Annotated in this window: 27 protein-coding genes; 13 read left to right on the forward strand and 14 right to left on the reverse strand. The window is 61.8% G+C overall.

What is annotated here, in order from left to right:
* The first annotated feature begins 3 nt into the window (after nucleotides 1-3).
* Nucleotides 4-1,149, forward strand: coding sequence for a three-Cys-motif partner protein TcmP (gene tcmP, locus AC1PUL_RS03965; protein WP_480466729.1), 1,146 nt, complete (start codon nucleotides 4-6; stop codon nucleotides 1,147-1,149).
* A gap of 116 nt (nucleotides 1,150-1,265) precedes the next feature.
* Here the strand turns inward: tcmP and AC1PUL_RS03970 are convergent, their stop codons facing one another.
* Both AC1PUL_RS03970 and AC1PUL_RS03975 read right to left on the reverse strand, forming a co-directional pair.
* Nucleotides 1,266-2,504, reverse strand: coding sequence for a saccharopine dehydrogenase family protein (locus AC1PUL_RS03970; RefSeq protein ID WP_480466730.1), 1,239 nt, complete (start codon nucleotides 2,502-2,504; stop codon nucleotides 1,266-1,268).
* Between the two features lie 50 nt (nucleotides 2,505-2,554).
* Complete coding sequence (locus tag AC1PUL_RS03975) at nucleotides 2,555-3,652, reverse strand: carboxynorspermidine decarboxylase (protein WP_480466731.1); 1,098 nt, start codon at nucleotides 3,650-3,652, stop codon at nucleotides 2,555-2,557.
* Between the two features lie 325 nt (nucleotides 3,653-3,977).
* Here AC1PUL_RS03975 and AC1PUL_RS03980 point away from each other — a divergent pair, with 325 nt between their 5' ends.
* From AC1PUL_RS03980 to AC1PUL_RS04000, 5 genes are all read left to right on the forward strand, one after another.
* Nucleotides 3,978-5,156, forward strand: a complete 1,179-nt coding sequence (locus AC1PUL_RS03980) for a benzoate/H(+) symporter BenE family transporter (protein ID WP_480466732.1) — start codon at nucleotides 3,978-3,980, stop codon at nucleotides 5,154-5,156.
* 31 nt (nucleotides 5,157-5,187) lie between these two features.
* Nucleotides 5,188-5,457, forward strand: a complete 270-nt coding sequence (locus AC1PUL_RS03985; RefSeq protein WP_480466733.1) for a BrnT family toxin — start codon at nucleotides 5,188-5,190, stop codon at nucleotides 5,455-5,457.
* Nucleotides 5,438-5,686 carry a type II toxin-antitoxin system BrnA family antitoxin gene (gene brnA, locus AC1PUL_RS03990; RefSeq protein WP_480466734.1) on the forward strand — a complete coding sequence of 83 codons (249 nt, stop codon included), beginning with the start codon at nucleotides 5,438-5,440 and terminating at the stop codon, nucleotides 5,684-5,686. The genes AC1PUL_RS03985 and brnA overlap by 20 nt, the downstream gene beginning before the upstream one ends.
* Nucleotides 5,687-6,013: 327 nt before the next feature.
* On the forward strand, nucleotides 6,014-7,726 hold the full coding sequence (gene leuA / locus AC1PUL_RS03995) for a 2-isopropylmalate synthase (protein ID WP_480466735.1): 1,713 nt from the start codon (nucleotides 6,014-6,016) through the stop codon (nucleotides 7,724-7,726).
* A gap of 7 nt (nucleotides 7,727-7,733) precedes the next feature.
* Nucleotides 7,734-8,507: an alpha/beta fold hydrolase gene (locus AC1PUL_RS04000; RefSeq protein WP_480466736.1), complete on the forward strand. Its 774-nt coding sequence runs from the start codon at nucleotides 7,734-7,736 to the stop codon at nucleotides 8,505-8,507.
* Nucleotides 8,508-8,510: 3 nt separating this feature from the next.
* Here AC1PUL_RS04000 and AC1PUL_RS04005 read toward each other — a convergent pair whose 3' ends face one another.
* Complete coding sequence (locus AC1PUL_RS04005) at nucleotides 8,511-9,422, reverse strand: metallophosphoesterase family protein (RefSeq protein WP_298469660.1); 912 nt, start codon at nucleotides 9,420-9,422, stop codon at nucleotides 8,511-8,513.
* A 41-nt stretch (nucleotides 9,423-9,463) separates the two neighbouring features.
* Here AC1PUL_RS04005 and AC1PUL_RS04010 point away from each other — a divergent pair, with 41 nt between their 5' ends.
* On the forward strand, nucleotides 9,464-9,970 hold the full coding sequence (locus tag AC1PUL_RS04010; RefSeq protein WP_480466737.1) for an NUDIX domain-containing protein: 507 nt from the start codon (nucleotides 9,464-9,466) through the stop codon (nucleotides 9,968-9,970).
* 3 nt (nucleotides 9,971-9,973) lie between these two features.
* Here AC1PUL_RS04010 and AC1PUL_RS04015 read toward each other — a convergent pair whose 3' ends face one another.
* Nucleotides 9,974-10,957, reverse strand: coding sequence for a glutathione S-transferase family protein (locus AC1PUL_RS04015; RefSeq protein WP_480466738.1), 984 nt, complete (start codon nucleotides 10,955-10,957; stop codon nucleotides 9,974-9,976).
* Nucleotides 10,958-11,206: 249 nt separating this feature from the next.
* On the opposite strand from AC1PUL_RS04015, the gene AC1PUL_RS04020 reads away from it, so the two are divergent.
* Complete coding sequence (locus AC1PUL_RS04020) at nucleotides 11,207-11,776, forward strand: GNAT family N-acetyltransferase (RefSeq protein WP_480466739.1); 570 nt, start codon at nucleotides 11,207-11,209, stop codon at nucleotides 11,774-11,776.
* Here AC1PUL_RS04020 and AC1PUL_RS04025 read toward each other — a convergent pair.
* Genes AC1PUL_RS04025 through AC1PUL_RS04055 form a run of 7 tightly spaced genes read right to left on the reverse strand, consistent with a single transcriptional unit; the run spans nucleotide 11,761 to nucleotide 20,764 of the window.
* Nucleotides 11,761-12,228, reverse strand: coding sequence for a GNAT family N-acetyltransferase (locus AC1PUL_RS04025; protein WP_480466740.1), 468 nt, complete (start codon nucleotides 12,226-12,228; stop codon nucleotides 11,761-11,763). The two genes, AC1PUL_RS04020 and AC1PUL_RS04025, sit on opposite strands and share 16 nt — an antisense overlap.
* 57 nt (nucleotides 12,229-12,285) lie before the next feature.
* Entirely contained in the window at nucleotides 12,286-13,644 is a 1,359-nt protein-coding gene (locus AC1PUL_RS04030) for a hypothetical protein (protein ID WP_480466741.1), read from the reverse strand.
* Between the two features lie 23 nt (nucleotides 13,645-13,667).
* Nucleotides 13,668-13,865 (reverse strand): hypothetical protein, encoded by a 198-nt coding sequence (locus AC1PUL_RS04035; RefSeq protein WP_480466742.1) that lies wholly within the window; start codon nucleotides 13,863-13,865, stop codon nucleotides 13,668-13,670.
* A gap of 55 nt (nucleotides 13,866-13,920) precedes the next feature.
* Complete coding sequence (locus tag AC1PUL_RS04040) at nucleotides 13,921-15,990, reverse strand: hypothetical protein (protein WP_480466743.1); 2,070 nt, start codon at nucleotides 15,988-15,990, stop codon at nucleotides 13,921-13,923.
* Nucleotides 15,991-15,994: 4 nt separating this feature from the next.
* Complete coding sequence (locus AC1PUL_RS04045; RefSeq protein ID WP_480466744.1) at nucleotides 15,995-18,817, reverse strand: DUF4159 domain-containing protein; 2,823 nt, start codon at nucleotides 18,815-18,817, stop codon at nucleotides 15,995-15,997.
* Complete coding sequence (locus tag AC1PUL_RS04050) at nucleotides 18,817-19,734, reverse strand: DUF58 domain-containing protein (RefSeq protein ID WP_298469631.1); 918 nt, start codon at nucleotides 19,732-19,734, stop codon at nucleotides 18,817-18,819. Before AC1PUL_RS04050 ends, AC1PUL_RS04045 begins: the two co-directional genes overlap by 1 nt.
* Before the next feature lie 16 nt (nucleotides 19,735-19,750).
* Complete coding sequence (locus tag AC1PUL_RS04055) at nucleotides 19,751-20,764, reverse strand: AAA family ATPase (protein ID WP_480466745.1); 1,014 nt, start codon at nucleotides 20,762-20,764, stop codon at nucleotides 19,751-19,753.
* A 161-nt stretch (nucleotides 20,765-20,925) separates the two neighbouring features.
* On the opposite strand from AC1PUL_RS04055, the gene AC1PUL_RS04060 reads away from it, so the two are divergent.
* The 4 genes from AC1PUL_RS04060 to AC1PUL_RS04075 all read left to right on the forward strand — a co-directional run bounded on the left by AC1PUL_RS04060 (nucleotide 20,926) and on the right by AC1PUL_RS04075 (nucleotide 24,110).
* On the forward strand, nucleotides 20,926-21,549 hold the full coding sequence (locus AC1PUL_RS04060; protein WP_298469626.1) for a DUF1285 domain-containing protein: 624 nt from the start codon (nucleotides 20,926-20,928) through the stop codon (nucleotides 21,547-21,549).
* Complete coding sequence (locus AC1PUL_RS04065; RefSeq protein WP_298469622.1) at nucleotides 21,546-22,178, forward strand: CoA pyrophosphatase; 633 nt, start codon at nucleotides 21,546-21,548, stop codon at nucleotides 22,176-22,178. The genes AC1PUL_RS04060 and AC1PUL_RS04065 overlap by 4 nt, the downstream gene beginning before the upstream one ends.
* Nucleotides 22,179-22,189: 11 nt before the next feature.
* Nucleotides 22,190-23,446: a CCA tRNA nucleotidyltransferase gene (locus AC1PUL_RS04070; RefSeq protein ID WP_480468481.1), complete on the forward strand. Its 1,257-nt coding sequence runs from the start codon at nucleotides 22,190-22,192 to the stop codon at nucleotides 23,444-23,446.
* 175 nt (nucleotides 23,447-23,621) lie between these two features.
* Nucleotides 23,622-24,110, forward strand: coding sequence for a fasciclin domain-containing protein (locus AC1PUL_RS04075; protein WP_298469619.1), 489 nt, complete (start codon nucleotides 23,622-23,624; stop codon nucleotides 24,108-24,110).
* A gap of 68 nt (nucleotides 24,111-24,178) precedes the next feature.
* On the opposite strand, the gene AC1PUL_RS04080 is transcribed toward AC1PUL_RS04075, so the two are convergent.
* The 3 genes from AC1PUL_RS04080 to hemF form a co-directional block, all read right to left on the reverse strand.
* Complete coding sequence (locus AC1PUL_RS04080; protein WP_298469617.1) at nucleotides 24,179-24,367, reverse strand: DUF1059 domain-containing protein; 189 nt, start codon at nucleotides 24,365-24,367, stop codon at nucleotides 24,179-24,181.
* Between the two features lie 124 nt (nucleotides 24,368-24,491).
* Nucleotides 24,492-24,767 carry a hypothetical protein gene (locus AC1PUL_RS04085; protein ID WP_298469615.1) on the reverse strand — a complete coding sequence of 92 codons (276 nt, stop codon included), beginning with the start codon at nucleotides 24,765-24,767 and terminating at the stop codon, nucleotides 24,492-24,494.
* A gap of 172 nt (nucleotides 24,768-24,939) precedes the next feature.
* The gene (gene hemF, locus AC1PUL_RS04090) at nucleotides 24,940-25,854 is read right to left on the reverse strand and encodes an oxygen-dependent coproporphyrinogen oxidase (RefSeq protein WP_480466746.1); all 915 of its coding nucleotides are present in this window, start codon (nucleotides 25,852-25,854) and stop codon (nucleotides 24,940-24,942) included.
* A 141-nt stretch (nucleotides 25,855-25,995) separates the two neighbouring features.
* On the opposite strand from hemF, the gene AC1PUL_RS04095 reads away from it, so the two are divergent.
* Nucleotides 25,996-26,256 (forward strand): hypothetical protein, encoded by a 261-nt coding sequence (locus tag AC1PUL_RS04095; RefSeq protein WP_480466747.1) that lies wholly within the window; start codon nucleotides 25,996-25,998, stop codon nucleotides 26,254-26,256.
* The last annotated feature ends 99 nt before the right edge of the window (nucleotides 26,257-26,355 follow it).

Consider the following 26,355-nt stretch of genomic DNA (forward strand, 5'->3'; position numbering starts at 1 on the left):
GATATGGACCCGCATCTAGATCTTTATCGTGACCGGGAACAATCTTTCATTAAGCATCAGTTTCTCACAAAGTATCTGCAAGCCGCTGCCTATAAAACGATGCAGGGGCGCTCTCCGGTCTTCAATTTCGTTGACGCTTTTGCTGGGCCTTGGCGTGTTTCTGACGATGCAAAGTATTCAGACGCATCATTTGATCAGGCGATAAACACCTTAGAGGCGGTGCGGGCTGACCTGGGAAGAAGCGGGATCTCTGGACTGAAAATCCGATTCTGTTTTTGCGAGCAGCGGAAAGAATCGGTGGATCGATTGCAGCAGTATGCTTCAACTAAGAGCCGTTTTGAAATTCACATATTTGAAGGTGCGTTCGAAGACAACTTAAACTCGATTGCAACCAAGTTGCCTGATGGCTTCACATTTACGTTTATTGATCCCACTGGATGGAAAATTCGCAACGAAGAGGTTTTTCGTTTCCTCCGCGCGCGGAATGGCGAATTCATGTTCAACTTTATGTCTGACCATATCAACCGGCATGCGGGGTATGAGGAAGTTGCTGCTTCCTTTGGTTTATTCCTCGCAGATGTAGATTGGGCAGACGATTTTGCGCGATTGCCGCTTGAGTGGACTAACGAACGCAAAATTCTCCATTTGTTAAAAACGACTATGCGGGCCAATAAAGTGGCCAGATACCTGCCAGATTTTTCCATAATGGTGCCGCGGGCAGAGCGCGTAAAGATGCGACTGATCTTGGGCACACATAGCGCAAAAGGACTGGAAGTTTTTCGTGACGTCCAGGAAAGAGTTGAGAAACAGGAACTGGAGATGCGGCTGACACTTCGGGAAAGTGATGGTGCTCAGGTCGGCCTCTTTTCTACGTCGGATATCGCTGCTCTTCAGCAAAAGCAAAGAGGAGTTGGTTGTAAATCGAACCAAGATTTAGCCGAGCTTATTGTCAGAGAATTTTTGCGCGACAAAATTCGTTCTTATCCAGCTCCAATTTACAATCAAGTGATGGAAAGCGTAGCAATAAGGAGAAAGCATTTAAACGATCTAATGCTTGTTTTGCGGGAGAGAGGTGTAGTGCAGTTTGATTTGCCTCCGAGGAAAAGGGTCCCGCAAGACGATACTCTTATTTCATACGTAGAGGCGTGATTTCCTGGTAATCGAGCGCTTTCAACATTTCAAAACCCAATTCACAACAAAAATCCCCGCCGAATTTCTCCGGCGGGGTCCGCATTTCCTCAATCCTCAAGCGCTAACCCGCGCTCTCAGAACTCCACAGCGCGATCGCCGTCCTCGTCCTGAATGCGGGTCGGCAGGCCGATCTTGTTCAGGAGGTTGATGAAGGGCTTGGGCGGCAGTTCCTCGACGTTGGCCATCTTCTTCACGTCCCATTCGCCGGTTGCGACGAGCATGGCGGCGGCGACCGGGGGGACGCCGGCGGTGTAGCTGATGCCCTGGCTGCCCACTTCGTTATAGGCTTGCCTGTGGTCGGCGACGTTGTAGAGGAAGACGGTCTTTTCCTTGCCGTCCTTGAAGCCCTTGACGTAGTCGCCGATGCAGGTCTTGCCTTCGTAATTGGGGGCTAGCGAGGCCGGATCCGGCAGGCAGGCCTTGACGACCTTGAGCGGGACCACTTCGGAACCGTCAGCCAGCTTGACCGGCTGTTCGGAGAGGAGGCCGATCGACTTCAACACGGTGAAGACGTTGATGTAGTGATCGCCAAAGCCCATCCAGAAGCGCACGTCGGCGCCGTCCATGTTCTTGGCCAATGAGTGCACTTCGTCATGGCCGCAGAGATAGGCGCGGCGGGTGCCGACGACCGGCAGGTCGTAGTCCTTGCCGATCTCGAACATCTTGTTGACCTTCCATTCGCCGCCCTGCCAGGAATAGACGACGCCGGTGAATTCGCGGAAATTGATTTCCGGGTCGAAGTTGGTGGCGAAGTACTTGCCATGGCTGCCGGCATTGATGTCAACGATGTCGACATCGGTCACCTTGTCGAGATATTCGTCCTTGGCGAGACGGGCATAGGCGTTGACGACGCCCGGATCAAAGCCGGCGCCGAGGATGGCGGTGATGCCCTTTTCCTCGCATTCTTCCGCACGCTTCCACTCGTAGTTTCCGTACCACGGCGGGGTCTCGCAGATCTTGTTCGGCTCTTCATGGATCGCGGTGTCGATATAGGCGACGCCGGTGTCCATGCAGGCGCGCAGCACCGACATGTTGAGGAAGGCGGTGCCGACATTGATGACGATCTCGGTGCCGAGCTTCTTGATGAGCGCCTTGGTGGCTTCGATGTCGAGGGCGTCGAGCGTGTGCGCTTCGAGAACGCCCGGCTGCTTCATCGCCTTCTTCTCATGCACGGATGCGATGATGGCGTCGCACTTCGCCTTGGTGCGCGAAGCGATGTGGATATCGCCGAGTACGTCGTTGTTCTGCGCACACTTGTGGGCAACCACCTGCGCGACGCCGCCGGCGCCGATGATGAGCACGTTCTTTTTCATTATGGGACCAACTCCTATGTCCAATCGTCAGAACCCGTTCCTGAGGGAGTTCAGGACAGGCTTGTTTCGTAGTCCGTGTAGTCGAACTCACGGACCGTCCTGAGGCTGCCATCCAGTTCGCGGATGGCGATTGCCGGCATTTGCACGCCGTTAAACCAGTTTTTCTTGACCATCGTGTAGCCGGCGGTGTCCTGCAGCGAGATGCGGTCGCCGATGTTCAATTCTTTCTCGAAATTGAACTCGCCGAAGATATCGCCCGCGAGGCAGGACTTGCCGCAGACCTGGTACCGGTGCGGTCCCTGGTTGGGGTGGACCTTTGCGCTTTCCCGGTAGATCAGCAGATCGAGGAGATGCGCTTCGATGGATGAATCCACCACGACAAGATCCTTGCCGTTATAGAGCTTGTCGAGCACGGTGACTTCGAGCGTGGTCGACTTGGTGATCGAGGCTTCGCCGGGCTCCAGATAGACCTGGACGCCGAACTCGCCGGAGAAGCGCTTCAGGCGCTCCGCGAACTTTTCCAGCGGATAGTTCTCGCCGGTGAAATGGATGCCGCCGCCGAGAGAGACCCATTCGGCCTTCTTGAGCAGGGGGCCGAACTTCTGCTCGATGTCACCGAGCATGCGGTCGAAGAGGTCGAAATCGCCGTTTTCGCAGTTGTTGTGGATCATGAAGCCGGAGATCAGCTCCATGACCGGCTCGACTTTTGCGAGATCCCATTCGCCCAGCCGCGAGAAGGGGCGGGCGGGGTCGGCGAGATCGAAGCTCGAGGACGATACGCCGGGGTTCAGCCGCAGGCCGCGGATGATGCCTTGGGATTGTTTCTCGAAGCGGGTCAGCTGGCCGATCGAATTGAAGATGATCTTGTCGGCATGGCTGACGACTTCGTCGATCTCGTAATCGGCATAGGCCACGGAATAGGCGTGGGTTTCCTTGCCGAAGCGCTCGTGGCCGAGGCGGACTTCGTTGAGCGACGACGAGGTCGTGCCGTCCATGTAGTCGCGCATAAAGTCGAAGACCGACCAGGTGGCGAAACATTTGAGCGCCAGAAGCGCCTTTGCGCCGGAGAGTTCGCGCAAGGTCGCGATCTTCTCCATGTTCTGGAGCAGCTTGGACTTGTCGATCAGGTAATAGGGAGTCTGGATCAAGGCTCTATCCTTCGTGAACCCAGCCATAACAGGCGGAAGTGAACGGGACGCCCCGAATGCGTCGGAGGGGGTCCATAGGCAAAAGGGGGGTAAAAGGCAAGCATTAGCTGGGGTTTTCGAGCGTTCTGCCGTCGGGATGCCTGAACTTGGTGAAACTGGCATGACAAGAGAGCCGCCGCCGCGCATGGCCCCCGCGCGCCCGGCGATCGGCGGCGGCCTTGAAGCAAGGCGTACCGGAGGTGATCTCCTGCGGCTTGCATTTCAGGCGTGGGGCGCGGAAAGCTCTCTGTCATCATCCATGCTCTTCACAGCCTCGAGTCCCCGCATGCTCAAAGACTTTTCTCCCCAGGCCGCCTTCATGGGCGTGCTCGTTGCCTTTGTCGGTTTTGCCAGTTCCTTTGCGGTCGTGCTGCAGGGACTGAAGGGCGTCGGGGCGACTGATTACGAGGCGGCGTCCGGGCTGATGGCGCTGTCGGTCGCCATGGGCATCTGCGGGATCGTCTTGAGTGTGTGGACGAAGCTACCGGTCTCTGTTGCCTGGTCGACGCCCGGGGCGGCGCTGATGGCGACGGCGGGGATCCCCGTCGGCGGGTTTCCGGCGGCGGTTGGCGCCTTTCTCGTTTGTGCGGCATTGATCGTGCTTGCCGGTCTCATCCGGCCCTTCGGTCGGGCGGTGGCGGCGATCCCGGCGCCGATTGCGAACGCGATGCTGGCGGGCGTTATCCTCAATCTCTGCTTTGCGCCGTTCAAGGCCGTGGCTTTCGATCCGCTGCTGGGCTTGCCGATCCTCGTGGTCTGGGCGGTGGTGGCGGCGTTCAAGCGGCTTTATGCGGTGCCGGCGGCGCTTTTGACCTTTGTTGTTGTCATCGTCTTCGGCGTCGATCTGCCAGAGGGCGCGATGGCGAGCTGGGCGGCGTCGCTGGCGCCACCGGTGGAGCTGGTCGCTCCAGCCTTTACGCTGCCGGCGTTGGTGTCGATCGCGCTGCCGCTCTTCATCGTCACCATGGCCTCGCAGAACATTCCGGGCATCGCGATCCTCAAGGTCAACAAATACGAGCCCAATCCAGGGCCGATGTTTGTGGTGACGGGGGTGTTTTCGGCACTCTCGGCTCCCTTCGGCGGGCATGCGGTCAATCTGGCGGCGATCACGGCGGCGATGTGTGCGGGCGAGGATGCACATGCCGATCCCAAGCGGCGCTACTGGGCGGCGATCATCGCCGGCATCGGCTATGTGCTGCTCGGGCTGGCGGCCGGTGCCGTCACCGGTTTCGTCTCGCTTGCGCCGCCGATCCTCATCCAGTCGGTTGCGGGTCTGGCGCTGATCGGGGCGTTTTCGGGGTCTGCGGTTGCGGCGTTCCAGGTGCCCGAGACGCGGGAGGCTGCGGCGGTGACTTTTCTGGTGACGGCGTCGGGGATTTCCATTCTCGGGATCTCAGGCGCGTTCTGGGGTCTGATTGCCGGGGTGGCGATGCTGGGGCTGGTGCGGGCTGCACGGAAGGGTTGAGTGGTGGCTGTTTTCCATGCTTTGATGCGGCATGGAGTTCGAATTCGATCCTGTGAAAAGCGAGGCGAACAAGGCGAAGCACGGAATCGATTTCGTGGCGGCGCAGGAATTGTGGTATGATCTTTTTGCTGTAGACGCGGATGCCGGGCATCCGGCGGAAGCAAGGCGAATTCGCGTAGGTCGGATCGCTGGTGTGTTATGGACAGGTGTCTACGTTTTGCGGAACGAGCGCATTCGGATCATCTCGGTGCGCCGAGCAAGAATTCAGGAGAGGCGTCGCTATGAAGACAATCAGCGCTGAAGAGTTCGACCGCAAGTTCGATGATGGCGAGGATATCAGCGAATACGTCGACTGGAGTACGGCGACACGTCCTAATCTTGAGCCGGTTGAGCTGACAGTTACTGTCATGCGCGGGACGAAGCTTAGGCTTGAGCGTCAGGCCAAGGAGCTCGGTGTGTCCGTGGATTCCCTGCTTGAAGACTGGCTCCGCGAAAAGCTCGACGCGGCGAGGCCATCCGCCGCCGAATAACACCCTTGCGCGATTCAGTTCGTCGCGTTATTCCTCATCTCATGAAGACAAACGGCACGACCATTGCTGCGACTGAAATGACGGCCCGCGCTGCGGTCCGCTTCGTCGCGTCGGTGCCAAACTCGCTTCTTCTTCTCGGCCTTATCCGCGGTTGCCGGGTCCATTGAGGAGCGCCCGGCGGCCGGGTCAGCCGTTTGGCGATTGCTCCTCGAAAACTCCCTAATCCAGATCAGTAATTCCCTGAACAGGGTTCGTTCGGACGTGTCAAAGCCAGGCTGATTTGTTATCAGCTGATCACGCCGACGAGGACGAGAAGAGACGAAGACGATGATTTTGAAGACCCATACCGCCAAGCAGGGCATGCCGGACGCCGCAACCAAGTACCGCCCTTATCCGCAGATCGACATTGCAGACCGGACCTGGCCCTCGAAGGTGATCGACAAGGCGCCGATCTGGTGCTCGGTGGATCTGCGCGACGGCAACCAGTCGCTGGTCAACCCGATGGGCCATGACCGCAAGGCGCGCATGTTCCAGCTCTTGCTCGACATGGGCTTCAAGGAAATCGAGATCGGCTTTCCGTCGGCGTCGCAGACCGATTTCGACTTTGCCCGCTGGTGCGTGGAAGAGGGCGGTGTTCCCGCCGACGTCTCCCTGCAGGTGCTGGTACAGTGCCGCCCGGAGCTGATCACGCGGACGTTTGAGGCGCTGGAGGGGGCCACGAACCCGATCATCCATTTCTACAACTCGACCTCCGAATTGCAGCGCCGCGTGGTGTTCGGCAAGGATGTCGCCGGCATCAAGCAGATCGCCGTCGATGCGGCGAAGATGATCATGGACATGTCGGCCAAGGCCGGCGGCGGCTATCGCTTTGAATATTCGCCGGAGAGCTTTACCGGCACTGAGCTGGAAGTGGCCTTGGAGATCTGCAACGCCGTGATCGCCGAAGTGAGGCCGACGGCTGACAACAAGCTGATCCTCAACCTGCCGTCGACCGTCGAGATGGCGACGCCGAATATCTATGCCGACCAGATCGAATGGATGTGCCGCAACATCGACAACCGCGAGAACGTCATCATCTCGCTGCATCCGCATAATGACCGGGGGACCGGCATTGCCGCCACCGAGCTCGGTCTGATGGCCGGTGCCGACCGCGTTGAGGGTACGCTGTTCGGCAATGGCGAGCGCACTGGCAATGTCGACGTGGTGACGCTGGCGCTCAACATGTACACGCAGGGTGTTGACCCGAAACTGGATTGCACCGACATCGAGCGGATCAAGGCGGTCTATGAATATTCCAACGAGATGGTGATCCCCGAGCGCCATCCTTACGTCGGCGAACTGGTCTATACGGCCTTCTCCGGCTCGCACCAGGATGCGATCAACAAGGGCATGAAGGCGATCAAGAAGGCCAATTCGCCGATCTGGGAAGTGCCCTATCTGCCGATCGACCCGCAGGATGTCGGCCGCACCTATGAGGCCATCATCCGCATCAATTCGCAGTCGGGCAAGGGCGGCATCGCCTATATCCTGCAGGAGGATTACGGCATCAACCTGCCGCGCAACCTGCAGATCGAGTTCCGCGAGGACATCCAGCGGATTACCGACGAGGAGGGCAAGGAACTGCCGTCGAAGAAGATCTATGAGCGCTTCATCGAGCGTTATGTCGATCAGACCGGTTCGCGCCTGAAATTCGTCGATCACCACACCTATCCGGATACGGAGAAGAAGGGCATCCGCGTGGTTGCCGCCGAGATCACCGACAATGGCGAGGTGAAGCGGATCGAAGGCAAGGGCACGGGTCCGATCGACGGCTTTGTCAATGCGCTCTCGACCTATCTCGGCATTGATCTCTCGGTGCAGGACTATTCCGAGCATTCGCTGCAGCATGGTTCGAATGCAGCAGCGATTGCTTATGTCGAGATGGCGCATGCCGGCGGCAAGCTGTTCGGTGCCGGCATCAACACCAATATCGTGACGGCTTCGCTCGAGGCCATCGTCTCGGCCGCCAACCGCGTGCTCGACGAGAAGAAGAAAGCCTGAGGCCGGGATGGTCTTCGCCGAGGTTCGACGGTCCTCCTCGGCGAAGGCGCCGCTCGTGCTGCTGCATGGCTTTGGCGGGATTGGCGCTCTTTGGGCTCCGGTCATCGAACGGCTTAATGCTGATCAGCCCCTTATCATCTACGATCTTCCGGGGCATGGGCGCTCGCTCGACCCTGATGGTGTCGGGCATGCGGGCGTCATGGCCAAGGCCATCCTTGCTGATCTCGACCAGCGGGGAGTGTCCTCCTTTCATCTCTGTGGCCACTCGATGGGTGGGGCGGTGGCGAGCCTTGTTGCGCTGAAGGCTGCCTCCCGCGTGCACTCGCTGACGCTTCTTGCCCCTGGTGGCTTTGGCTTCGAGATCGATCATCAGGCCTTGCGACATTATGCGGTCGCCGAAAAGGAAGGCGATCTTGCGACGGCGCTTGCGGCGATGATGGCACCGGGACATGTGGCGGACCCATCCGGCCTCGAACGGCTGGCTGCGGCGCGCCAGGCACCTGGAGCGCTGGATCGGCTGTTGGCCATTCTCGCCTCCTTCCTCGTCGAGCGCGACGGTCGGACGGGGCAGGGGACATTGCCGCTTGCTTCGTTCGACGGTTTTGGGATCCCGACTCGGCTCCTGTGGGGCACCGCAGATCCGATCCTGCCGGTCGAGCAGGCGTCGAAGATCTGGCCGGGTGCGGTGGTGACCTTGGTCGATGGGGCAGGGCATATGCTGATCGACGAGGCGCCAGACGTCGTGGCGGCAGCAATCCGGGCTACCTTGGCCGAAGACTGAGCGTCAGTCGCCCAGCAGCCGCTCGCTGTGATCCAGCTTCAGCGGCGCATCTTCGCTCTCGATCTTGTAGCGCTGCCAGTCGAGCTGCCAGTTTCCCGCTTCGCCGTCGATGGAGAAGAGATTGTAGCCGGCAGCCGGTTTCTTGGCGCCCGGGCCCTGGCTCGCCGAGGCGATGCCGACGACGGGGACCTTCTTTTCGCGGTCTGCCAGCCAGTAAAGCGTGTTCAGATGCGTGTGGCCGTGCAGCACGAGTTCGGCGCCGCCGGTGCGGATCGCGGCCGCGAAGCGGCGGATGCCGATCATGCGCTTATGCTGGGGGGCAGCGCCCCGGATCGGTGGGTGGTGGATCATCACCACGCGGAACAGGCCTTCCTCACCCGCCGCCTTCAACAGACCTGCCGTCTCGCGCGCCTGGCGGCCGCTGAAATAGCCCTGGGCTGAGAAGGGCGGGGTGGCGATCGAGGTGGAACAGCCGATGAGGGCCACCGGGCCACGGCGGCGGATATAGGGAAAGAGCTTGTGGTCGTCCTGGAAGATCAGCGGATCATCGTCGCCGCGCATGTAGTCGTACCAGGCCTGGACGACGCGTTCATGGGCACCCGGCACATAGGCGTCGTGATTGCCGGGGACGACGGAGGTGTCGAGGGGCGCGCCGGCTTCCTTCAGCCATTCGGCGACCAGGCGCACCTCGAGCTTGGAGGCGAGGTTGACGAGGTCGCCTGTGATCGCGAGATGATCCGGATTTTCTGCGCGCAGCGCGTCGAGAACCATTTCCAGCGCATTGGGAAAAAGATGCTTGCGACGGTTGCGATGCCAGTTCACATAGCCCGTAATCCGCTTCGATGCCAGTTCCCGGATCGTCAGGTTCGGCAGCGGGCCGAGATGCACGTCGGAGATGTGGGCGAGCTTGAACATGGCGCTTCTCATAGCGGCGCTGAAACCGAGGGGCAAGGAAAATGAAGCCAGCGGATGGTGCCGGACCCGGCGCCGATAGCGAAAGGCTCGGATGGCCGAAGAGGTTCCTTGTTCGTCTGTTGCATGTCTATTTCGCCGTCAGCCGTGGCATGACACTGGGGGTGCGGGCGGCCTGTTTCGACGAGGCGGGGCGGATATTTCTCGTGCGTCACACCTATGTGCCCGGCTGGCATCTGCCGGGCGGTGGGGTCGAACGCGACGAGACGGCGATCGAGGCGCTGATCAAGGAGATGCGGGAGGAGGGCAATCTGGAGCCAATCAGCCCGCCGAACCTCTTCCATGTCTATTTCAATGCGCGGATCAGCCGGCGCGACCATGTTCTGCTCTACCGCGTCACGGTGCGGCAGACGGCGGAGCGGCCCGCCGATCGGGAGATTGCCGAGGCCGGCTTCTTCGATCTGGACAGGCTTCCCGACGGCGCGACCCAGGCGACGCTGCGGCGGATCGCGGAGCTCACCGGGGACATGACCCCCGCACATCACTGGTGAGGCTCAGCCGCCGAGCGCTTCTCTGCCATGCGGCGCCATCAGGTCTTCCTTCGGGCCGACGGGGACGACGCCGGTCGGATTGATCATGGTGTGGCTGCGATAATAGTGATGCTTGATGTGGCGCATCTCGACGGTCTCCGCCACGCCCGGCGTCTGGTAAAGGTCGCGCAGATAGCCCGACAGGGCCGGATAATCGGCGATGCGGCGGATGTTGCATTTGAAATGCCCGACATAGACCGGATCGAAGCGCACCAGCGTGGTGAACAGGCGCCAATCGGCTTCGGTCACGCGGTTGCCGAACAGATAGCGCTGGTGTGTCAGGCGGGATTCCAGCCAGTCGAGTGTTGCAAAGAGCGGATAGACGGCACTCTCATAGGCTTCCTGGGAGGTGGCAAAGCCTGACTTGTAGACGCCGTTGTTGACGGTGTCGTAGATGCGGGCGTTGATCTCGTCGATCTCGGCGTGGAGATCCTTAGGGTGCATGTCGAGGCTCGAGCCGGTCAGGTGATCGAAGGCCGAATTGAACATGCGGATGATCTCCGAACTTTCGTTCGAGACGATCGTGCCCGTCTGCTTGTCCCAGAGCACCGGGACCGTGACGCGGCCGGAAAAGCTCGGGTCCGCCTTCACATAGACCTGCCAAAGGAAATCGGAGCCGAAGAGATGATCGGCTGTCGCGCCATCGCGGTCATGGAATTCCCAGCCGTTCTTCAGCATCAGCGGATCGACGACCGACACCGAGATCAGGTCTTCAAGACCCTTCAGCTTGCGGAAGATCAGCGTGCGATGGGCCCAGGGACAGGCATAGGAGACATAAAGATGATAGCGACCGGCCTCGGCCTTGAAACCACCCTTGCCCGAGGGGCCGGGAGAACCGTCAGCCGTGACCCAGTTGCGGAAGCTTGCATCAGCGCGCTTAAAGTGTCCGGAGGTCGACTGCGTGTCGTACCAGACGTCGTGCCAGACGCCATCCACCAGCTTGCCCATGGTTGTTTCCTTCTCGTTTGAACGTGACCCGGAAAATACGGTTGTTGGCGGGGATTGCGAGGGGCTGACGATTGAACAGTGCGTTTTCCGTTGGACGCGCGGAAATTTTGCTGCTATCGGAACCAAACTCAAGATTTGAAGGCCCCGATGACCATCGCACGGAACCCACGACGACGCTGAAGCTCTCGAACGCACGATCCCCGTGCGCGTGAACTCTATCGCTGTCTGTCTTTTTGGTTTCGGTCATCCATGTTTCACTCTGGCCTTGTCTACCTCACCGAGGATGCGTCGCACGACGCCGTCATCGAACTCATCAATGAAGAAGCTTTCGGTCCCGGCCGGCACACGCGTGCGGCAGCCCGCATTCGCGAGCAGGGGCCGCATGACCGGTCGCTCTCCTTCATCGCAGCCGACAATGGCGAGACCATTGCCTCGGTGCGCATGACGCCGGTTCTGGCCGGGGATGTGAAGGGGCATCTGCTCGGGCCGCTTGCCGTGCGGCCTTCCCACAAGAACCGGGGCATAGGCCGCGAACTGGTGCGGATCGCGATCGAGGCGGCGCGGCGCAAGGGGTCGGAAGGGGTGATCCTGATCGGCGACCCGCCCTATTACATGCCGCTCGGCTTCGAGAAGGTGGCCTACAAGGCGCTCGACTTCCCCGGTCCCGTCGATCCGAACCGGGTGCTGATCGTGCCGCTGGCGGATGATGTGCATGCGCGGCTGAAGGGCGTGATCGCCTGGCGCGACTGCAAGGCTGTCATGGCCGAGCCCGTTTCCGCAACGGAAGAGGCGCCTGCCCGGGCCTATGCCTCTGCCTGAGATTTTGATTCAGGCGTTTCCCCGAAGCGCTTGATCAGCCAGCATATATCGAGGCCTTTGCTGAAATCTTCGATGCGACCGAAGACACGGTAGCCGGCGCGCTCGTAAGTGCGGCAGGCGACCGGGTTGATCGTGTCAATATAGGCGCCGATGCAGCCGCGCGCCCTGGCTTCCTCCTCCGCGAGCGCCAGAAGTCTTGCCGCCATGCCCTGACCGCGCAGGCGTTCGGGGACGAAGAGCAATTCCACGTAAAGCCAGCCCCGACCGGTATAGCCGATCAGCCCGCCATCGACGTCGCCGTCTTCGCTGGTGATCGGGATGAAGACGTCCCTGCGGTCGGTCGGGCCGAGCAGGGTGTCGTTATGGCCCCGGATGCCGGCAAGGATGGCATCGCGGGCAGCTTCGGGGACGGCGTCGGAGAGCGAGAGGGGGAGAGGTGTGGGGTTGATCATGCGCGCTGTCTTGTCATTCGACCAGTTCTCCTTATGTCGCAACACGTTTGCATGTGACTAGTCTGTTTTGTGCATCTCGTGCGTAACAATCAGTCGTTTGCTATAGCCGCCGCTGCTATCATCTCCCCAGCGATGATGTTTGATCTCGATGGCGATGGCGCCAGCCTTCAAAGGTTGGGATGGTGCTAACTGTGCGGTTCTATAGATCTCCGAGACTTCGCCATGTTGAACTACCTGCTTCAGTATGGCGACAGAGAGTTCGTCGAATGCTGCCCCGGCTTCTGCATTGTCGTTCCGATGATAGCCCCGAAGTTCCAAATGTATTTGGGTGACAGCCCTGTCGTTGCCGCGCAGTCTGTAACTGACCTCGTCGGCCAAGACATTGTCACTGCGTTTGACGCGTGATGATTCCGCAGTCCATCCGTGGAGGGTCCTGTGATAGTCGTCGGTGACAATACCGAATTCCTGCAAATAGCCATTCGCCTTGTATGGTGACCATCCTTCACTCGGCGAAACCAAGGGGGGATTGCGTTCAAGCCTCTTGAGCCTTTTTATCTCCTTGATCGCTTCGGACACGCCTTTTCGATCAGATATGTCGCGATTGCGCATGTCTCGCGTAAGACGTTTGACGGAGGCTATATCCCATCCGAAGGCCAGTATCGCTTGCCACTTTGCGCTTCTCGAGACAGAAGCCTGAGTTGGGCGAAGTCCCATATATACAAACTCTCGCTCATACGCGATTAAAGCTGCGACAGTCAGCATGTACGGGACGAAGAGAAGCCAGAGAAGAAATGGCAGTCCGAACTCGCGTAGCGTGTCAACCGACCAGAACTGATCCACGTTCTCGACAATCACATACAGGCTGCAGACTATGATCGTGAACCCAGCGGCAGCTTGGATGATACGTAGAAATCGAACTGTCCGGTCCATTCCAGGCTCATCTAGCCGTTGCTCGCCAACTGCTATCAATGCGGTGAGGAGCGCAATGAGCGGGAAGAGTAAGATCTCAACCCATAGGCGAAAGCTCACGAGTTCGACTACGAACAGCACAACGGCAGCTACGGCAAATGTGTCGCGTGCCAGCTCGCGGAGCCTAATTGAACCCTTCGCCAGTCGGTTGGCGTCGAATACGGTTGCGAACCCCACACTCAACCACCACAGAAGAGTTGATTTCAAGTCCACTGTCTTCCAAAGGTCAGCCAAAGACAGCAGACAAATCGAAGCTGCAAGGTAGACTGACATTGTCAGCCACAAGAGGGAAAGCTTTGGTTCAAGAGATGTTTTTATAAAATTCCATATAAGATAGCGCGACGGCTTGCAGAACAGCAGCATAGATAGGCAGATTGCAAATGAATAGAATAGCGTCGCAATCTCTCTATTGTTCAGGGCTATAGAATCCGCGAGAGCGCTGCCCATGCTTTTTGCACTCGCCCTGTTCGCTAACTACTTGCCTCGTTGCGAGGCTGTGTCTTCACTAACTGCTCAAGCAGCGGCTTGGTGAGATCGATCCCCTTCCTCAACGGAAGATCCGAAACCTTCATGGAGTTCGCACCGCGCAGTTCGACATACTGGCCTGTGCGCGGATCGCGCAGCATCCATTGTCCTGTCGGTGTCTGCTTGAGGTCGGCTTTGGTCATGTCGCTACCATAGCGGGAAAACACGGCAGAATCCAGATGGCCCGCTTGCCAAGCCTTACCGCCCCTCGCGCCACCACATGGCGGAGACCGCGAGCAGCAAGATCCCCAAGCCGGCGAATCCTGCAAACAGCGGCATTGTGTTGACGCCCTTCAGCACCGTTTCATCGGTCAGGCGGATCAGCATGCGGCGGTCGTCGGCGACGCGGACTTCGCCGCGCACGGGCAGGATATCTGGAATGCGGACGGAGCTGTCGCCGTCGTCGAGGCGGGCGGTGAGGCCACGGGTTTCCTCGCTGATGGGGACAAGCGTGTCCGTGGTCGAGATCATCGCGCGGAATTCGGGGGCGTCGACGGCGCCGACATGGACGAGGGTCGAGAAGTCGCCGTTGGTGACGGTGAAGAGGCCGGTCTCGGTCATCCGGCGCTCGCCGCGATAGAGGCCGGGCTGGATCTCATTCAGGTTCAGCGCAATGGTTTCGCCCGAGGGTGTGGTGATCGTGGCGGGGCCTGGGGCTTCGCCGATGGTCTGGCGCGTGACTTCCAGCGTGCGGCCGGTGGCGCGGGCCTTCAGTGCCTCTTCCTCGAGTTCCGGCTCCTTCATCAGCCAGTGGGCGATGCGGCGATAGAGCGAGACATGCGGCCCGCCGCCTTCAAAACCGCGCGCCCAGAGCCAGCCCTGGTCGGAGAGCAGCATGGCAACGCGGCCTTCATTGGCGCGGTTCAGCACGAGCAGCGGACGGTCGCCATCAGCGGTCATCACGGTTTCGCCGTCGGTCCGGCCCACTTCGACGCTGCGGAACCAGCGGCCCCATTGCGGCGGCTCGACGGTCGAGCCATCGAGGCCACGGGTGACCGGGTGGCGCTTGCCCTGGTCGGAGAGGCGCGGATAAAAGCCCGCCTGGTGCACATCGCCGGTCGGTGTTGCCGGCAGGACCGAGGAGAGCGGGGTGAGTGCAATCGAGTCCTGGCCGGCATGTTCGGGGCCGGCTGCGATGAGCAGGGCGCCGCCATTCCTCACATATTCGGCGATGTAATCGTAATAGAGGATCGGCAGGACGCCGCGATGCTGGTAGCGGTCGAAGATGATCAGGTCGAAATCATTGATCTTTTCGACGAAAAGCTCGCGGGTCGGGAAGGCGATCAGCGACAACTCGTTGATCGGCGTGCCGTCCTGCTTTTCCGGCGGGCGCAGGATGGTGAAATGCACGAGGTCGACGGAGGCATCCGATTTCAAGAGGTTGCGCCAGGCGCGCTCACCGGCATGCGGCTCGCCCGAGACGAGCAGCACGCGCAGGTTCTGGCGGATGCCCTCGATCAGATGGATGGCACGGTTGTTGACGTCGGTGACTTCGCCAGGAGTCGCGGCGACCGAGAACTCCAGCACATTGTTGCCGCCGCGCGGAACGCGGAAGGCAAACGAGGTCTCGGCGCCGGGGACGGCCGGGACGATGCCGAGGTCTTCGCCGTTGATCTTGACCGAAACATCTGCCGGCTGGTCGGAGGCTTCGCCGTCGTCGAAGACGCGGAAGGTGAGTTCCTGTTCCTCATCGACGATGCCGAAGCGCGGGGCGCGCAGGATTTCGATACGGCGGTCGAACTCGTCGGCCTTGCCGGTAACTAGGGAATGCACCGGTGCGTTGAAGGGCAGGGGCTGATTTTCGCCGGGGATGTCATGTACCTGACCGTCGGTTACGAAGATCGCACCGCCGACGCGGGCCGGGGGAACGTCCGTGGTCGCGGCGGCAAGGGCTTCGAAGAGCTTGGTGGAGGGCGCGTCGCTGTCGCCGGGGTCGGTGACTTCAACGATGCGCGGCTCGATATTGGCGAAACGACCGAGGCGGTCGCGGATGCCCTGCAGCGCCTCATCGGTCTGTTCGGCGCGGCCGGCGATCTGCTGGCTCTGGCTGCGGTCGACGATGACGGGCACGACGGTGGTCAGCGGATCGCGCTCTTCCTGCAGGAGGAGCGGGTTGGCAAGGGCTGCGAGTACGGCAATCGATGCGGCAAGACGGATGGCCGTGCCGCGCACGCCACGCAGGAAGCCGAGGGTGGAAAGACCGACTGCGAGCACAGCGAGAGCGGCGATAGCAATCCAGGGAATGAAGGGGGCGAATTCGAGCGTCATGGTCTCACTGCCCCAGTCTTTCGAGCAAAGCAGGCACATGGACCTGGTCTGCTTTGTAGTTGCCGGTCAGCATATACATCATGATGTTGACGCCGGAGCGGAAGGACATTTCGCGCTGCATCTCGTCGGCGGGCACGACGGGCAACACGCTTGCGCCATTGGCATCGATCGCCCAGGCACCCATCAGGTCGTTGCCGGTGATCATGATCGGGGTCACGCCATCGCCCGAAGAGGCGACACCGCTGTTGCTGTTGAGCGCTTCCTGGCGGGCTTCGACCCAGAGCGGGCTGCCGCTGTAGCGGCCGGGGAAGCCCTGCAGCAGGTAGAAAGCACGCGTCAGTACGTGATCGGAAGGGACGGGCTCCAGCGGCGGGATGTCGATATTGGCAAGGATCGCCTGCAGGCGTTCGCCGTTCGGTGAGGCGCCCACCTCATTTCCCAGCGTCGAGCCCTGGTCACGCGTGTCGAAGAGCACGGTGCCGCCTGATCGCATATAGGCGTCGATGCGGCTGATCGCGGCAGCCGAGGGCATCGGCGCGGAGGCAGAGATCGGCCAGAAGATGATCGGGTAGAAGGACAATTCGTCCTTGGAGATGTCGACCCCCACCGGCGGCTCCGGTTCGAGCGTCGTGCGATAAGTGAGGAAATCGGTGAGGCCGGTGAGGCCCTGTTCCGACAGGCGATCGACCTCAGGCTCGCCGGTGATGACATAGGCGAGATGGGTGTTGTCGAGGCGTTCGAGGATCTGCTCGTCGCCGGGCTTGGCATCCCGCGACTGGGCAAGCGCCTGACCCGGCGGTGCCACGCCGGCAAGGGCGACGATGAGCGCCAGGATGGAGGCGGCAGCAGCCGGCGCGCGCTTTGGCAGGCGGGAGAAGGCGCCGCCCATGAAGAGCACGATCAGGCTGTCGATCACCAGAAGCAGGAAGGCGATGGTCAGAAGGCTCGGCTTCAGCGGGGTCGCCGCCGTGCCGGCCATAGGGTCGCGGGCGACGGTGAGGCCTGCCGGCGAGGGAAGCGGACGAAGCGTGGCTTCCGCCGGCAGGAGGTTGAGTGCCGTGAAGCCGTCTTCGGTGCCGTAAAGTCCGGGCGGGTTGTCGAACGTCGCTGCTTCCGGACGATCCGGACCAAGCGACAGTGGCTTCGCCGCGCCGGCTTCGGCGGTGAGCGCGCCACGTTCTGTCAACAGGCGGAAGGGCGGCAGCGATGGCGCGGTCGCCTGGCCGGCCTGGGCGTCGGCTGCTCCGACGCGGGTCAGCTGGACGACGCGGCGGAGCATTTCAACGAAGGTGCCCGAGATCGGCAGGTCCGACCAGGTGGCCTCTGCGCTGACATGGAAGAGCACAATGCGGCCGGCGCCGGTTTCCTCGACCGTGACCAGCGGCGTGCCGTCGGCAAGGCTTGCCCATGTGCGGGCGGCGAGATCGGGTGTCGGTTCGGCGAGCACCTGGCGCTTGACGAGGATGCCTTCGGGGCGCGGCATGCCGGCGAACGGGCCAAAGCTCGGGAAATCGGCAAGCGGCTGCGGCTCGGCCCAGGATAGCGCACCGCCGAGAGCGCGTTCGCCCTGACGCAGGATGACCGGCACGAGCGGGTCGTCCGCTGGGGCGGCGGCGAGGCGCGGGCCGGCAAAGCGGATCAGCGTGCCGCCCCTGGCAATCCAGGCCTGCAGCGGATCATAGACATCGGCCGGCAGGCGGCCGACATCGGCTAGCACAAGCGCGGACGGGTTCTGGTTCAGTATTTCCGGGATCGCGACGGCAAGATCCGTCTGGCCTGGCTTGACCACGTCGGCATAGGGGCCGAGGGCGCGCTCGATGTAATAGAGCGGCGAGAGCAGCGGCTGGAAACCGTCGCCGCTGTCGCCGGAGACAAGCGCCACCTTGCGGCGACGGAAACCGTCGTCGAGCAGGTGCGTGGCGCCCGCCGAGGCGACGCCGGCAATCGAGAGGCGGGCGAAATCATTGCGCAGCTCGAAGGGCGCGGCGATCTCACCAGAGGCCTCGGTGCTGCCGGGGGCGAAATCGACCTGGCCGGAGGCGATCACACGGCCCTGACGGTCTTGGGCATCAACGATCAGGCTGCGGGCTTCGGATGCATTGAGGCGCGAGAGGGTGACCGTCAGCGCATCGGAGCCATTGTTGGCCCCGGTGATGGCGACGCTCGTTGCGCCATCGCCTTCGACGATGCGGAATTCGGCGGGCGAGAGGCTGGCGAGATCGGACAGGAACGGATCCTCCGGGTCGCGGGCGATGCCATCTGAGATATAGGCGAGCGTGCCGGGGCGTTCCGACGAAAAGGTGGTGCGCAGCGCTTCGATGGTGCGCGCACGATCCGGGCGCTGCGGATGGGGTGTGGCGGCGGCGAGCTTTTCGAGCGCGACGGCTGGCGTGCCGGGGATCGCGTCATGGGTCGGATCGGCGGTGAAGATGATCGAGACGGGCAGGCTGCGGTCAGCGGCATCGCCGATCAGCGCGGTCGCGGTCTCGACGCGGCGGTCCCAGTCGCCGACGGTTGCCCAGCCGTTGTCGACGACGAGCAGCAGCGGGCCATCGCCGGAGAGGGTGGCGTTGCGTGGGTTGAGCACGGGGTCGGCCAGCGCGAAGATGACGATCGCGGCCATCAGCATGCGCAGAAGCGTCAGCCACCAGGGGCTCTTCGAGGGCGTTTCCTCGCGCTTCAAGACGCCGGCCAGGATCTTCAGCGGCGGGAAGACCTCTGCCTTGGGGCGTGGTGGTGTGAGTTTCAGAAGCCACCAGATCAGCGGCAGCGCGAGCAGGGCACCGAGAATGGCGGGAGCACCGAAGGCCAGGGGTATACCGAACATCAGCCCGCACTCCTGTTGACGGCGGGCGGCATGCCCGACAGGTGCATGTGGACGGCGACGAGGGCCTCGGAAGCGAGGCGATCGGTGCGGTTGTGGGTGAAGCTCCAGCCCATGCGGCGGAGCTGATCCGACATCGAGTCACGCCTCGCGAGATAGGCCTGTTGGTAGTCGTCGCGCAGCGTCTCGGCGCGGCCGGAGGTGAGCTTTTCGCCGGTTTCGGGATCGGTGAACTCGGTGCGGCCGGTGTAGGGGAAGGTTTCCTCGGCGGGATCGGCGACTTCGACCACATGACCGCGCAGGCCGCGACGGGCAAGCGGCGTGATGCGCTCCATCACCCGGTCGGCATCATCGAGGAAATCGCCGATCAGGACGATGTCGCTCGATCCCCGGATCATGCGGGTGTCGGGCAGGCCTTCGGTGATGGGGGCATGCATGATGGCCGTTGCCAGCCGTTCGGCAGCGTTGCGGGCCGAGATCGGTTCCATGATGCCGGGGCAGCCGATGCGTTCGCCGGAGCGGGCGAGAATTTCGGCGAGCGCCAGCATCAGGACGAGGGCGCGGCTTTCCTTGGAGACTGAGGCGAGCGTCGACTTGTACATCATCGACGGCGACATGTCGGCCCAGAGCCAGACGGTGTGGGCCGCCTCCCATTCGCGGTCACGGATATACATGTGGTCGTCGCGGGCCGAGCGGCGCCAGTCGATGCGCGAGAAGCTCTCACCATCGGCATAGGGGCGGAACTGCCAGAAGTTCTCGCCGATGCCGCGCTTGCGGCGGCCATGCCAGCCGGCGATCACGGTGTTGGCGATGCGCTTTGCCTCGACCATGCAGTCCGGCACGAGCACGGCGCGCTGGCGGGCGCGCTTCAGCACTTCGCTTCCGGGTGTCTGCTCGACGATCTGGCCGATCGATGCCACGCGGTTAAAGCCTCCGTTACTTGCGCAGGTCGGAAACGAGGCCCGCGATCACGTCGCGGACGGTCATGCCCTCGGCGCGGGCCGGGAAGGTCAGCGCCATGCGGTGCTCGAGCACCGGTTCGGCGAGCGCATGCACGTCGTCGATTGAGGGAGCAAGGCGGCCTTCGTAGAGTGCGCGGGCACGGGCGCAGAGCATCAGGGCCTGGCCGGCGCGGGGGCCGGGCCCCCAGGCGACGTTCTTGTCGGTCGACGCATTGCCATGGCCGGGACGTGCGGAGCGGACGAGCGAGAGGATTGCGTCGACGACGGTGTCGGAGACCGGCATCTGGCGGATCAGCTTCTGGATTTCCATCAGCCGCTCGCTGTTGATGACGGCACTGGCGCGGCGGTCGCTGACCCCGGTGGTTTCCAGAAGGATCTGCCGCTCGGCGGCGAGTTCCGGATAGAGAACGTCAACCTGCAGCAGGAAGCGGTCGAGCTGGGCTTCCGGAAGCGGATAGGTGCCTTCCTGCTCCAGCGGGTTCTGGGTCGCGAGCACGTGGAAGGGGGCCGGCAGCTGGTAGGGCTGGCCGGCGATGGTGACGTGATATTCCTGCATAGACTGCAGAAGCGCCGACTGGGTGCGCGGGCTGGCGCGGTTGATCTCGTCGGCCATCAGCAGCTGGGCGAAGACGGGGCCCTTGACGAAGCGGAAGGAGCGGCGGCCGGTGTCGTCCTGATTCATGACTTCGGTGCCGAGAATATCCGAGGGCATAAGGTCGGGGGTAAACTGGATGCGGTTGGCATCAAGGCCGAGAACCGTGCCAAGGGTCGTAACGAGCTTGGTCTTGGCGAGACCCGGGACACCGACGAGCAGCGCATGGCCGCCGGAGAGGATTGCGAGCAGGGTGTTCTCGACGACCTTTTCCTGGCCGAAGATCACCTTGGCCACTTCCTGGCGGATCGTTGCGATATCGGCGAGCGCCTTTTCGGCCTGCTCAACGATCGCCTTCTCATCCAGTGCGACATCGGGATTTGGCATCATGCCCATGGTCTGCTCCAATTGGTGTTGGCCTGGTCCGGCGAATCGAACGGACGCGCGAGGGTGCATGTTACTGAAACTAACTTATTGGCGAGAGGACGGCTGACAAGGACGTTTCGAATGACTATCTCGTGACTGTTATGAACTAAAGACAAAACCGGGACGCAAAGATGACGGGTGAGACGCTGAAGGCGACGACAGATGCGGCAGGGCTTGCCGCGCTGATTTCGCGTGCGTCAGCGCAAACATCGGGTGGAAAGTCCTCGCTGCCGCCGGTGGAACGCTGGGAACCGCCGTTCTGCGGGGATCTCGACATGGAAATCAGGTCTGACGGTACCTGGTTCTACATGGGCACGCCTATCGGCCGGGCTCCCCTTGTCAGGCTGTTTTCGACCGTTTTGCGCAAGGACGAGGACGGCAAGACCTATCTCGTCACACCTGTGGAAAAGGTCGGCATCCGGGTTCAGGACGCGCATTTCGTCGCCGTCGAGATGAGCGTGACGGAAAATGCAGGTGAGTCGCTGCTGACGTTTCGCACCAATGTCGGCGATGTCGTCGAGGCGGGACCGGATCATCCGCTCAGATTCGAAATCGTCGGGGAAAACCACGAGCTGAAGCCCTATCTTGCGGTTCGCGGCCGGCTTGAGGCTCTCGTGTCGCGCGCTGTCATGTATGATCTCGTCGAACGCGGGGAGATCGTCGATATCGATGGCAGGGTCATGTTTGCCGTGCGGTCGGGCGGTGCGGTCTTTCCGATCATGCCCGCCGATGAACTCGACCGACTGTCGCGATGAACCGCATGAATTTTACCGCCGATGATTTCCGTCGCCGCGCGCTCGAACAGGTCGGCGCGCCGCTGGAACACGCCTGGCGCGACCATGGCGACCATGTGTTGAACCGCGACAGCATTCTGCAGATCGAGCAGTTGAAGCTGAGGGATGCGGCCGTTCTGATCGGCGTGATCGACGATTGCGAGGATGCGCGGATCATTCTCACGCAGCGTACCGACAAGCTGCGCAAGCATGCGGGCCAGATCGCCTTTCCCGGCGGCGGCATCGATGCGACGGATGCCTCGCCCGAAGAAGCGGCGCTGCGCGAGGCGGAAGAGGAGATCGGTCTGGACCGCCGCTTCGTCGAAACGGTCGGGCGGCTGCCGCAATATCTCTCGGGAACGGGTTTCCGCATCCAGCCGGTGCTGGCGGTGGTGCAGCCCGGTTTCTCACTGACGCTCAATCCGGACGAGGTGGACAGCGTCTTCGAGGTGCCCTTGTCCTTCCTGATGGACCCCGCCAATCATCGGCAGGACAGCCGGATGTGGCAGGGGACTGTCCGGCATTTCTACGTGATGCCCTATCGCGAGCGGCATATCTGGGGCATTACCGCCGGCATCATCCGGACGCTTTATGAAAGGCTCTATGCATGACCAATGTGGGCATGACCAATCTGGCCGATCGCGACTGGTTCCAGGCGCCCGCGCTTCAGCGGGTGATGACGCTCTTGAACAGCGGCGGGGCGGAAACGCGGGTGGTCGGCGGCGCGGTGCGCAACAGCCTGATGGGGCTTCCCGTGGGCGATATCGATCTTGCGACGACGCTTCTTCCGGAAGAGGTGAGCGGGCGGGCGGCGGCCAAGGGCATCAAGGCGGTGCCGACCGGGATCGAGCATGGCACGGTGACGTTGGTCGTCGACGGCAAGGGTTATGAGGTGACGACGCTGCGGCGTGATGTCGAAACCAACGGGCGGCATGCGCAGGTCTCCTTCGGCGCCACCTGGCAGGAGGATGCCGATCGGCGGGATCTGACGATCAATGCGCTTTATGCCAGGGCGGATGGCGAGGTGGTGGATCTGGTCGGCGGCTTGCCTGATATCGAGACCAAGACCGTGCGCTTCATCGGCAGTGCCGAGCAGCGGATCGCCGAGGATTATCTGAGGGTGCTGCGCTTCTTCCGCTTCTTTGCACATTATGGCAGCGGTCGGCCCGATGCCGAGGGGCTGAAAGCATGCGCCCGGGCGCGGACGCAACTGAAGACGCTCTCGGCCGAGCGGGTCTGGGCGGAAATGAAGAAGCTTCTGTCCGCGCGCGACCCGGGACGGGCGCTTCTATGGATGCGGCAGTCGGCCGTGCTCACAGAGATCCTGCCGGAGACGGAGAAATGGGGCATTGATGCGATCCCGGGGCTGATCGCGACCGAGCAGGCGCTCGGCTGGGAGCCGGATCCTCTCTTGAGGCTCTCGGCGATCGTGCCGAAGGATGCGGCGCGGCTGGTGACGCTGTCGGAACGGCTTCGGCTTTCGAATGCGGAAGCGCTGGCGCTCGACCGCTTTGCCCGGGCACCAAAGCCGCAGGAGACGGTGACCGATGTTGCCTTCGACCGCGATCTCTACCGCTTCGGCAAGGACGGGATGATTGCCATGCTGAAGCTTGAGCTTGCTGCGGCGCGGGCGCGCGCCGAGGGGGATCAGAAGGCGATGGCCCGCAGCGCCCGGCTGTTTTCGCTGCTCAGGCGGGCGGAAGGTTTCGTGCGGCCGGTGCTGCCGATCAAGGGGGCTGACGTGCTGGCTGCCGGCATTCGGGCAGGGCCGAAGGTCGGGGAGATCCTCGGCAAGCTGGAGGAGGGTTGGATCGCCTCGCAGTTCAATCTGAGCCGCGAGGATCTGCTTAATCGGTTGGAGACGCTGGCGAAGGCCTGACGTTTCTGCAGATCAAGGCAAGGCAATACGCCGGAATGCGGTTCCGGTTCATCCGATGTTCCTCAACAAAGAGTGTCCGTGCGGCTGCGATCCGGCAGGCGTTTCGCCAGCGTATCCCTTGCGGCTTCACTGGATCGACATGACGTCGTTCAGGCCTTTCCGAGGAGGGATTTTCATGAACCGCATCGCTCTTGCCTTCGCCGCCGCCGGCATCACGCTTGCTGCTTCTTCCGCCAATGCCAATAACATCGTCGAAACGGCCCAGCAGGCCGGCAGCTTCAAGACGCTGCTTGCCGCCGCAGAGGCTGCCGGTCTCGTCGACGCGCTGTCGGGCGGCGGGCCGCTGACCGTCTTCGCACCGACCGACGAAGCCTTTGCCGCATTGCCGGCCGGCACGGTCGAGAACCTGCTGAAGCCGGAGAACAAGGACCAGCTCGCGGCGATCCTGAGCTACCATGTGGTGGGTCGCGAACTGACCTCGACCATGCTGCCGGGCCGCACGATCCATGTCCGCACCATCAAGAGTGGTGGAGACCGGACGCTCGCCGTGTCGAAGTCCGGTGCCGGCGTGACCGTCGACGGCGCGAATGTCGTGAGCGCCGATATCCGCACGGACAATGGCGTCATTCATGTCATCGACAAGGTCATGCTGCCGAGCAGCTGAGCTTTTTCACCGCCACAGACGGAGCCCGCTCGTCGGGCTCCGTTTTCATGATCTGCGAGTGCGTTTTCTCAGGCCTTCGTGGGCTGATCGTCGCGGATCCGCTCCTTGATGTGATCGACCGTTGCCGGGCGGATCAGGTCTTCGCCATGGGTGACGCGCATGTGGTCGATGACGCGTCTGACCACCTCGGCTTCTTCTTCGGCGCGGGTGTGCCAATCGCAGCCGGGGACCAGGCTTCCACACTCGAAATGCTTCACGTCGTTCTCCTCCGTAGTCTGCTTCGACCGTACAAACGCATCGGGACGCGTCTTGTTCTCCAGGGTCGAAAAAAATGCCCGCACCAGGTGCGGGCAAGGGGACAATCGACGCGGTGGATTGTGTTCAATCGGGCATAGCCCAGGCGTGGAAAACCGAACGAGCCGGCTGGCGCTTGCCTCGATGGGCGCCACTTTCGATATCGTTGGCGGCGAGCCGGTCGGCGAGATCCTTGCCGGCCAGACCGAGCCGAACCTGTTCAACGAAGTAGGAATGGGGCAGGTCGACGTCACTCGACTGACGTAACTGCTCGGCCAGGCGATCGATCAGTTCTGGCGCTTCGATCGCACGGTCGATGGGCTGACTCACGCTGGACACGGATACTGTGCTGGACGGGGTCATCGCAATCTCCTCCTCGATACTGCGTGCGAGGGGGAGAATGAGCCGCGTCAATGCGGAGCGCAATGCAAACTGTCAAGTTTCCGACACACTTTGCCGTAACCAGCGGAAATCGCCGCCCATTCTTTTTTGTGAACGAGCGGGACATATCGGATGTCAGCGTTAACCTGATGGATCAGGGATAACGGACCAGCGGAGGCAGCGATGAGAGGATTGATTCGACGTTGCCGCCGGTCTTCAGACCGAAGATCGTTCCGCGGTCGTAGAGCAGGTTAAACTCGACATAACGGCCGCGTCTGACGAGCTGTTCCTCGCGGTCTTCCTCCGTCCAGGGATTGTTGAAATTGGCCCGGACGATCTTCGGATAGACCAGATTGAAGGCGCGACCGACATCCTGGACGAAGGCGAAATTGGCGGCCCAGCCGCCTTTTTCCTCGTCCGCCGTCAGCCAGTCGAAGAAGATGCCGCCGATCCCGCGCGGCTCGTTGCGGTGGGGCAGGAAGAAGTATTCGTCGCACCACTTCTTGTAGGTGGGATAATCCGCGACGCTCGTATGGCGCTCGCAGGTGACTTCCATGGCCCGATGGAAGAGGCGGGTGTCGGGGTCGTCCTGGGTGCGCCTGCGGTCGAGCACGGGGGTGAGGTCTGCGCCGCCACCAAACCACTGGCTGGAGGTGACGACCATGCGGGTGTTCATGTGCACGGTGGGGACGTTGGGATTGACCGGATGGGCGATCAGCGAAATGCCGGAGGCCCAGAAGCGCGGGTCTTCCTCGGCGCCCGGCATCTGTTTGCGGAACTCGGGTGAAAACTCGCCGTGGACGGTCGAGGTGTGCACGCCGACCTTCTCGAAGACGCGGCCATACATCATCGACATGCGGCCGCCGCCACCCTTGCCCTCTTCGCGCTGCCAGTCCTTGGCGGTGAAGCGGCCGGGCTCGCGGTCGGCCATGGGGCCGGTTACCTCGTCTTCCAAGGCCTCGAAGGAGGCGCAGATCATGTCGCGCAGGCTCTCGAACCAGGCGCGCGCCGCTTCCTTCTTCTCCTCGATATCCGCAGGCAGGCCTTTGGCCAGAACCGGTCGCTCCATGTCGTCCCCCTTTAACTCTCTCAGGGCAAACGAATATCAGGTGAAATCGCAGGCGACCATACGGGTATGGGGGTGTCCCCTTAAAATCGACTCGCCTTCCGGTTTTGGCTGGATTAAACTCTTGGGTATGCGAGGGATTTCATGATGAAGATGCCCGGGCCGCCGCCGTTTACAGGTCTCAAGAAGCGGATCGCCGACCACCGCGCCGGAACGGCCGGACGTGTGGGCGGGCAATTCGTGCGGGAAACCTATTGCCTGACACGTGAGGAAGCGCGGGCAAAGGCGCGTGAGTGGTTCGACGCCTTCCCCAAGGCTGCCTACTGGACAGAGGTAGAAAGCTGGCGGCAGCTCGATGGCGATCAGATCGAATTCACCATGCGGCGTCTGCCGTCTGCGGACTGATGCGTCCGGCCGCGTGGCAGCATCCGCTCAAATCGAAGCATTGCTAAAATTCTAGCGATCGCGGAAAGCCAAAAACAAAACCTGCTCGCTAATCTTGCC

Source organism: Rhizobium sp. P43 (genome assembly GCF_056730705.1).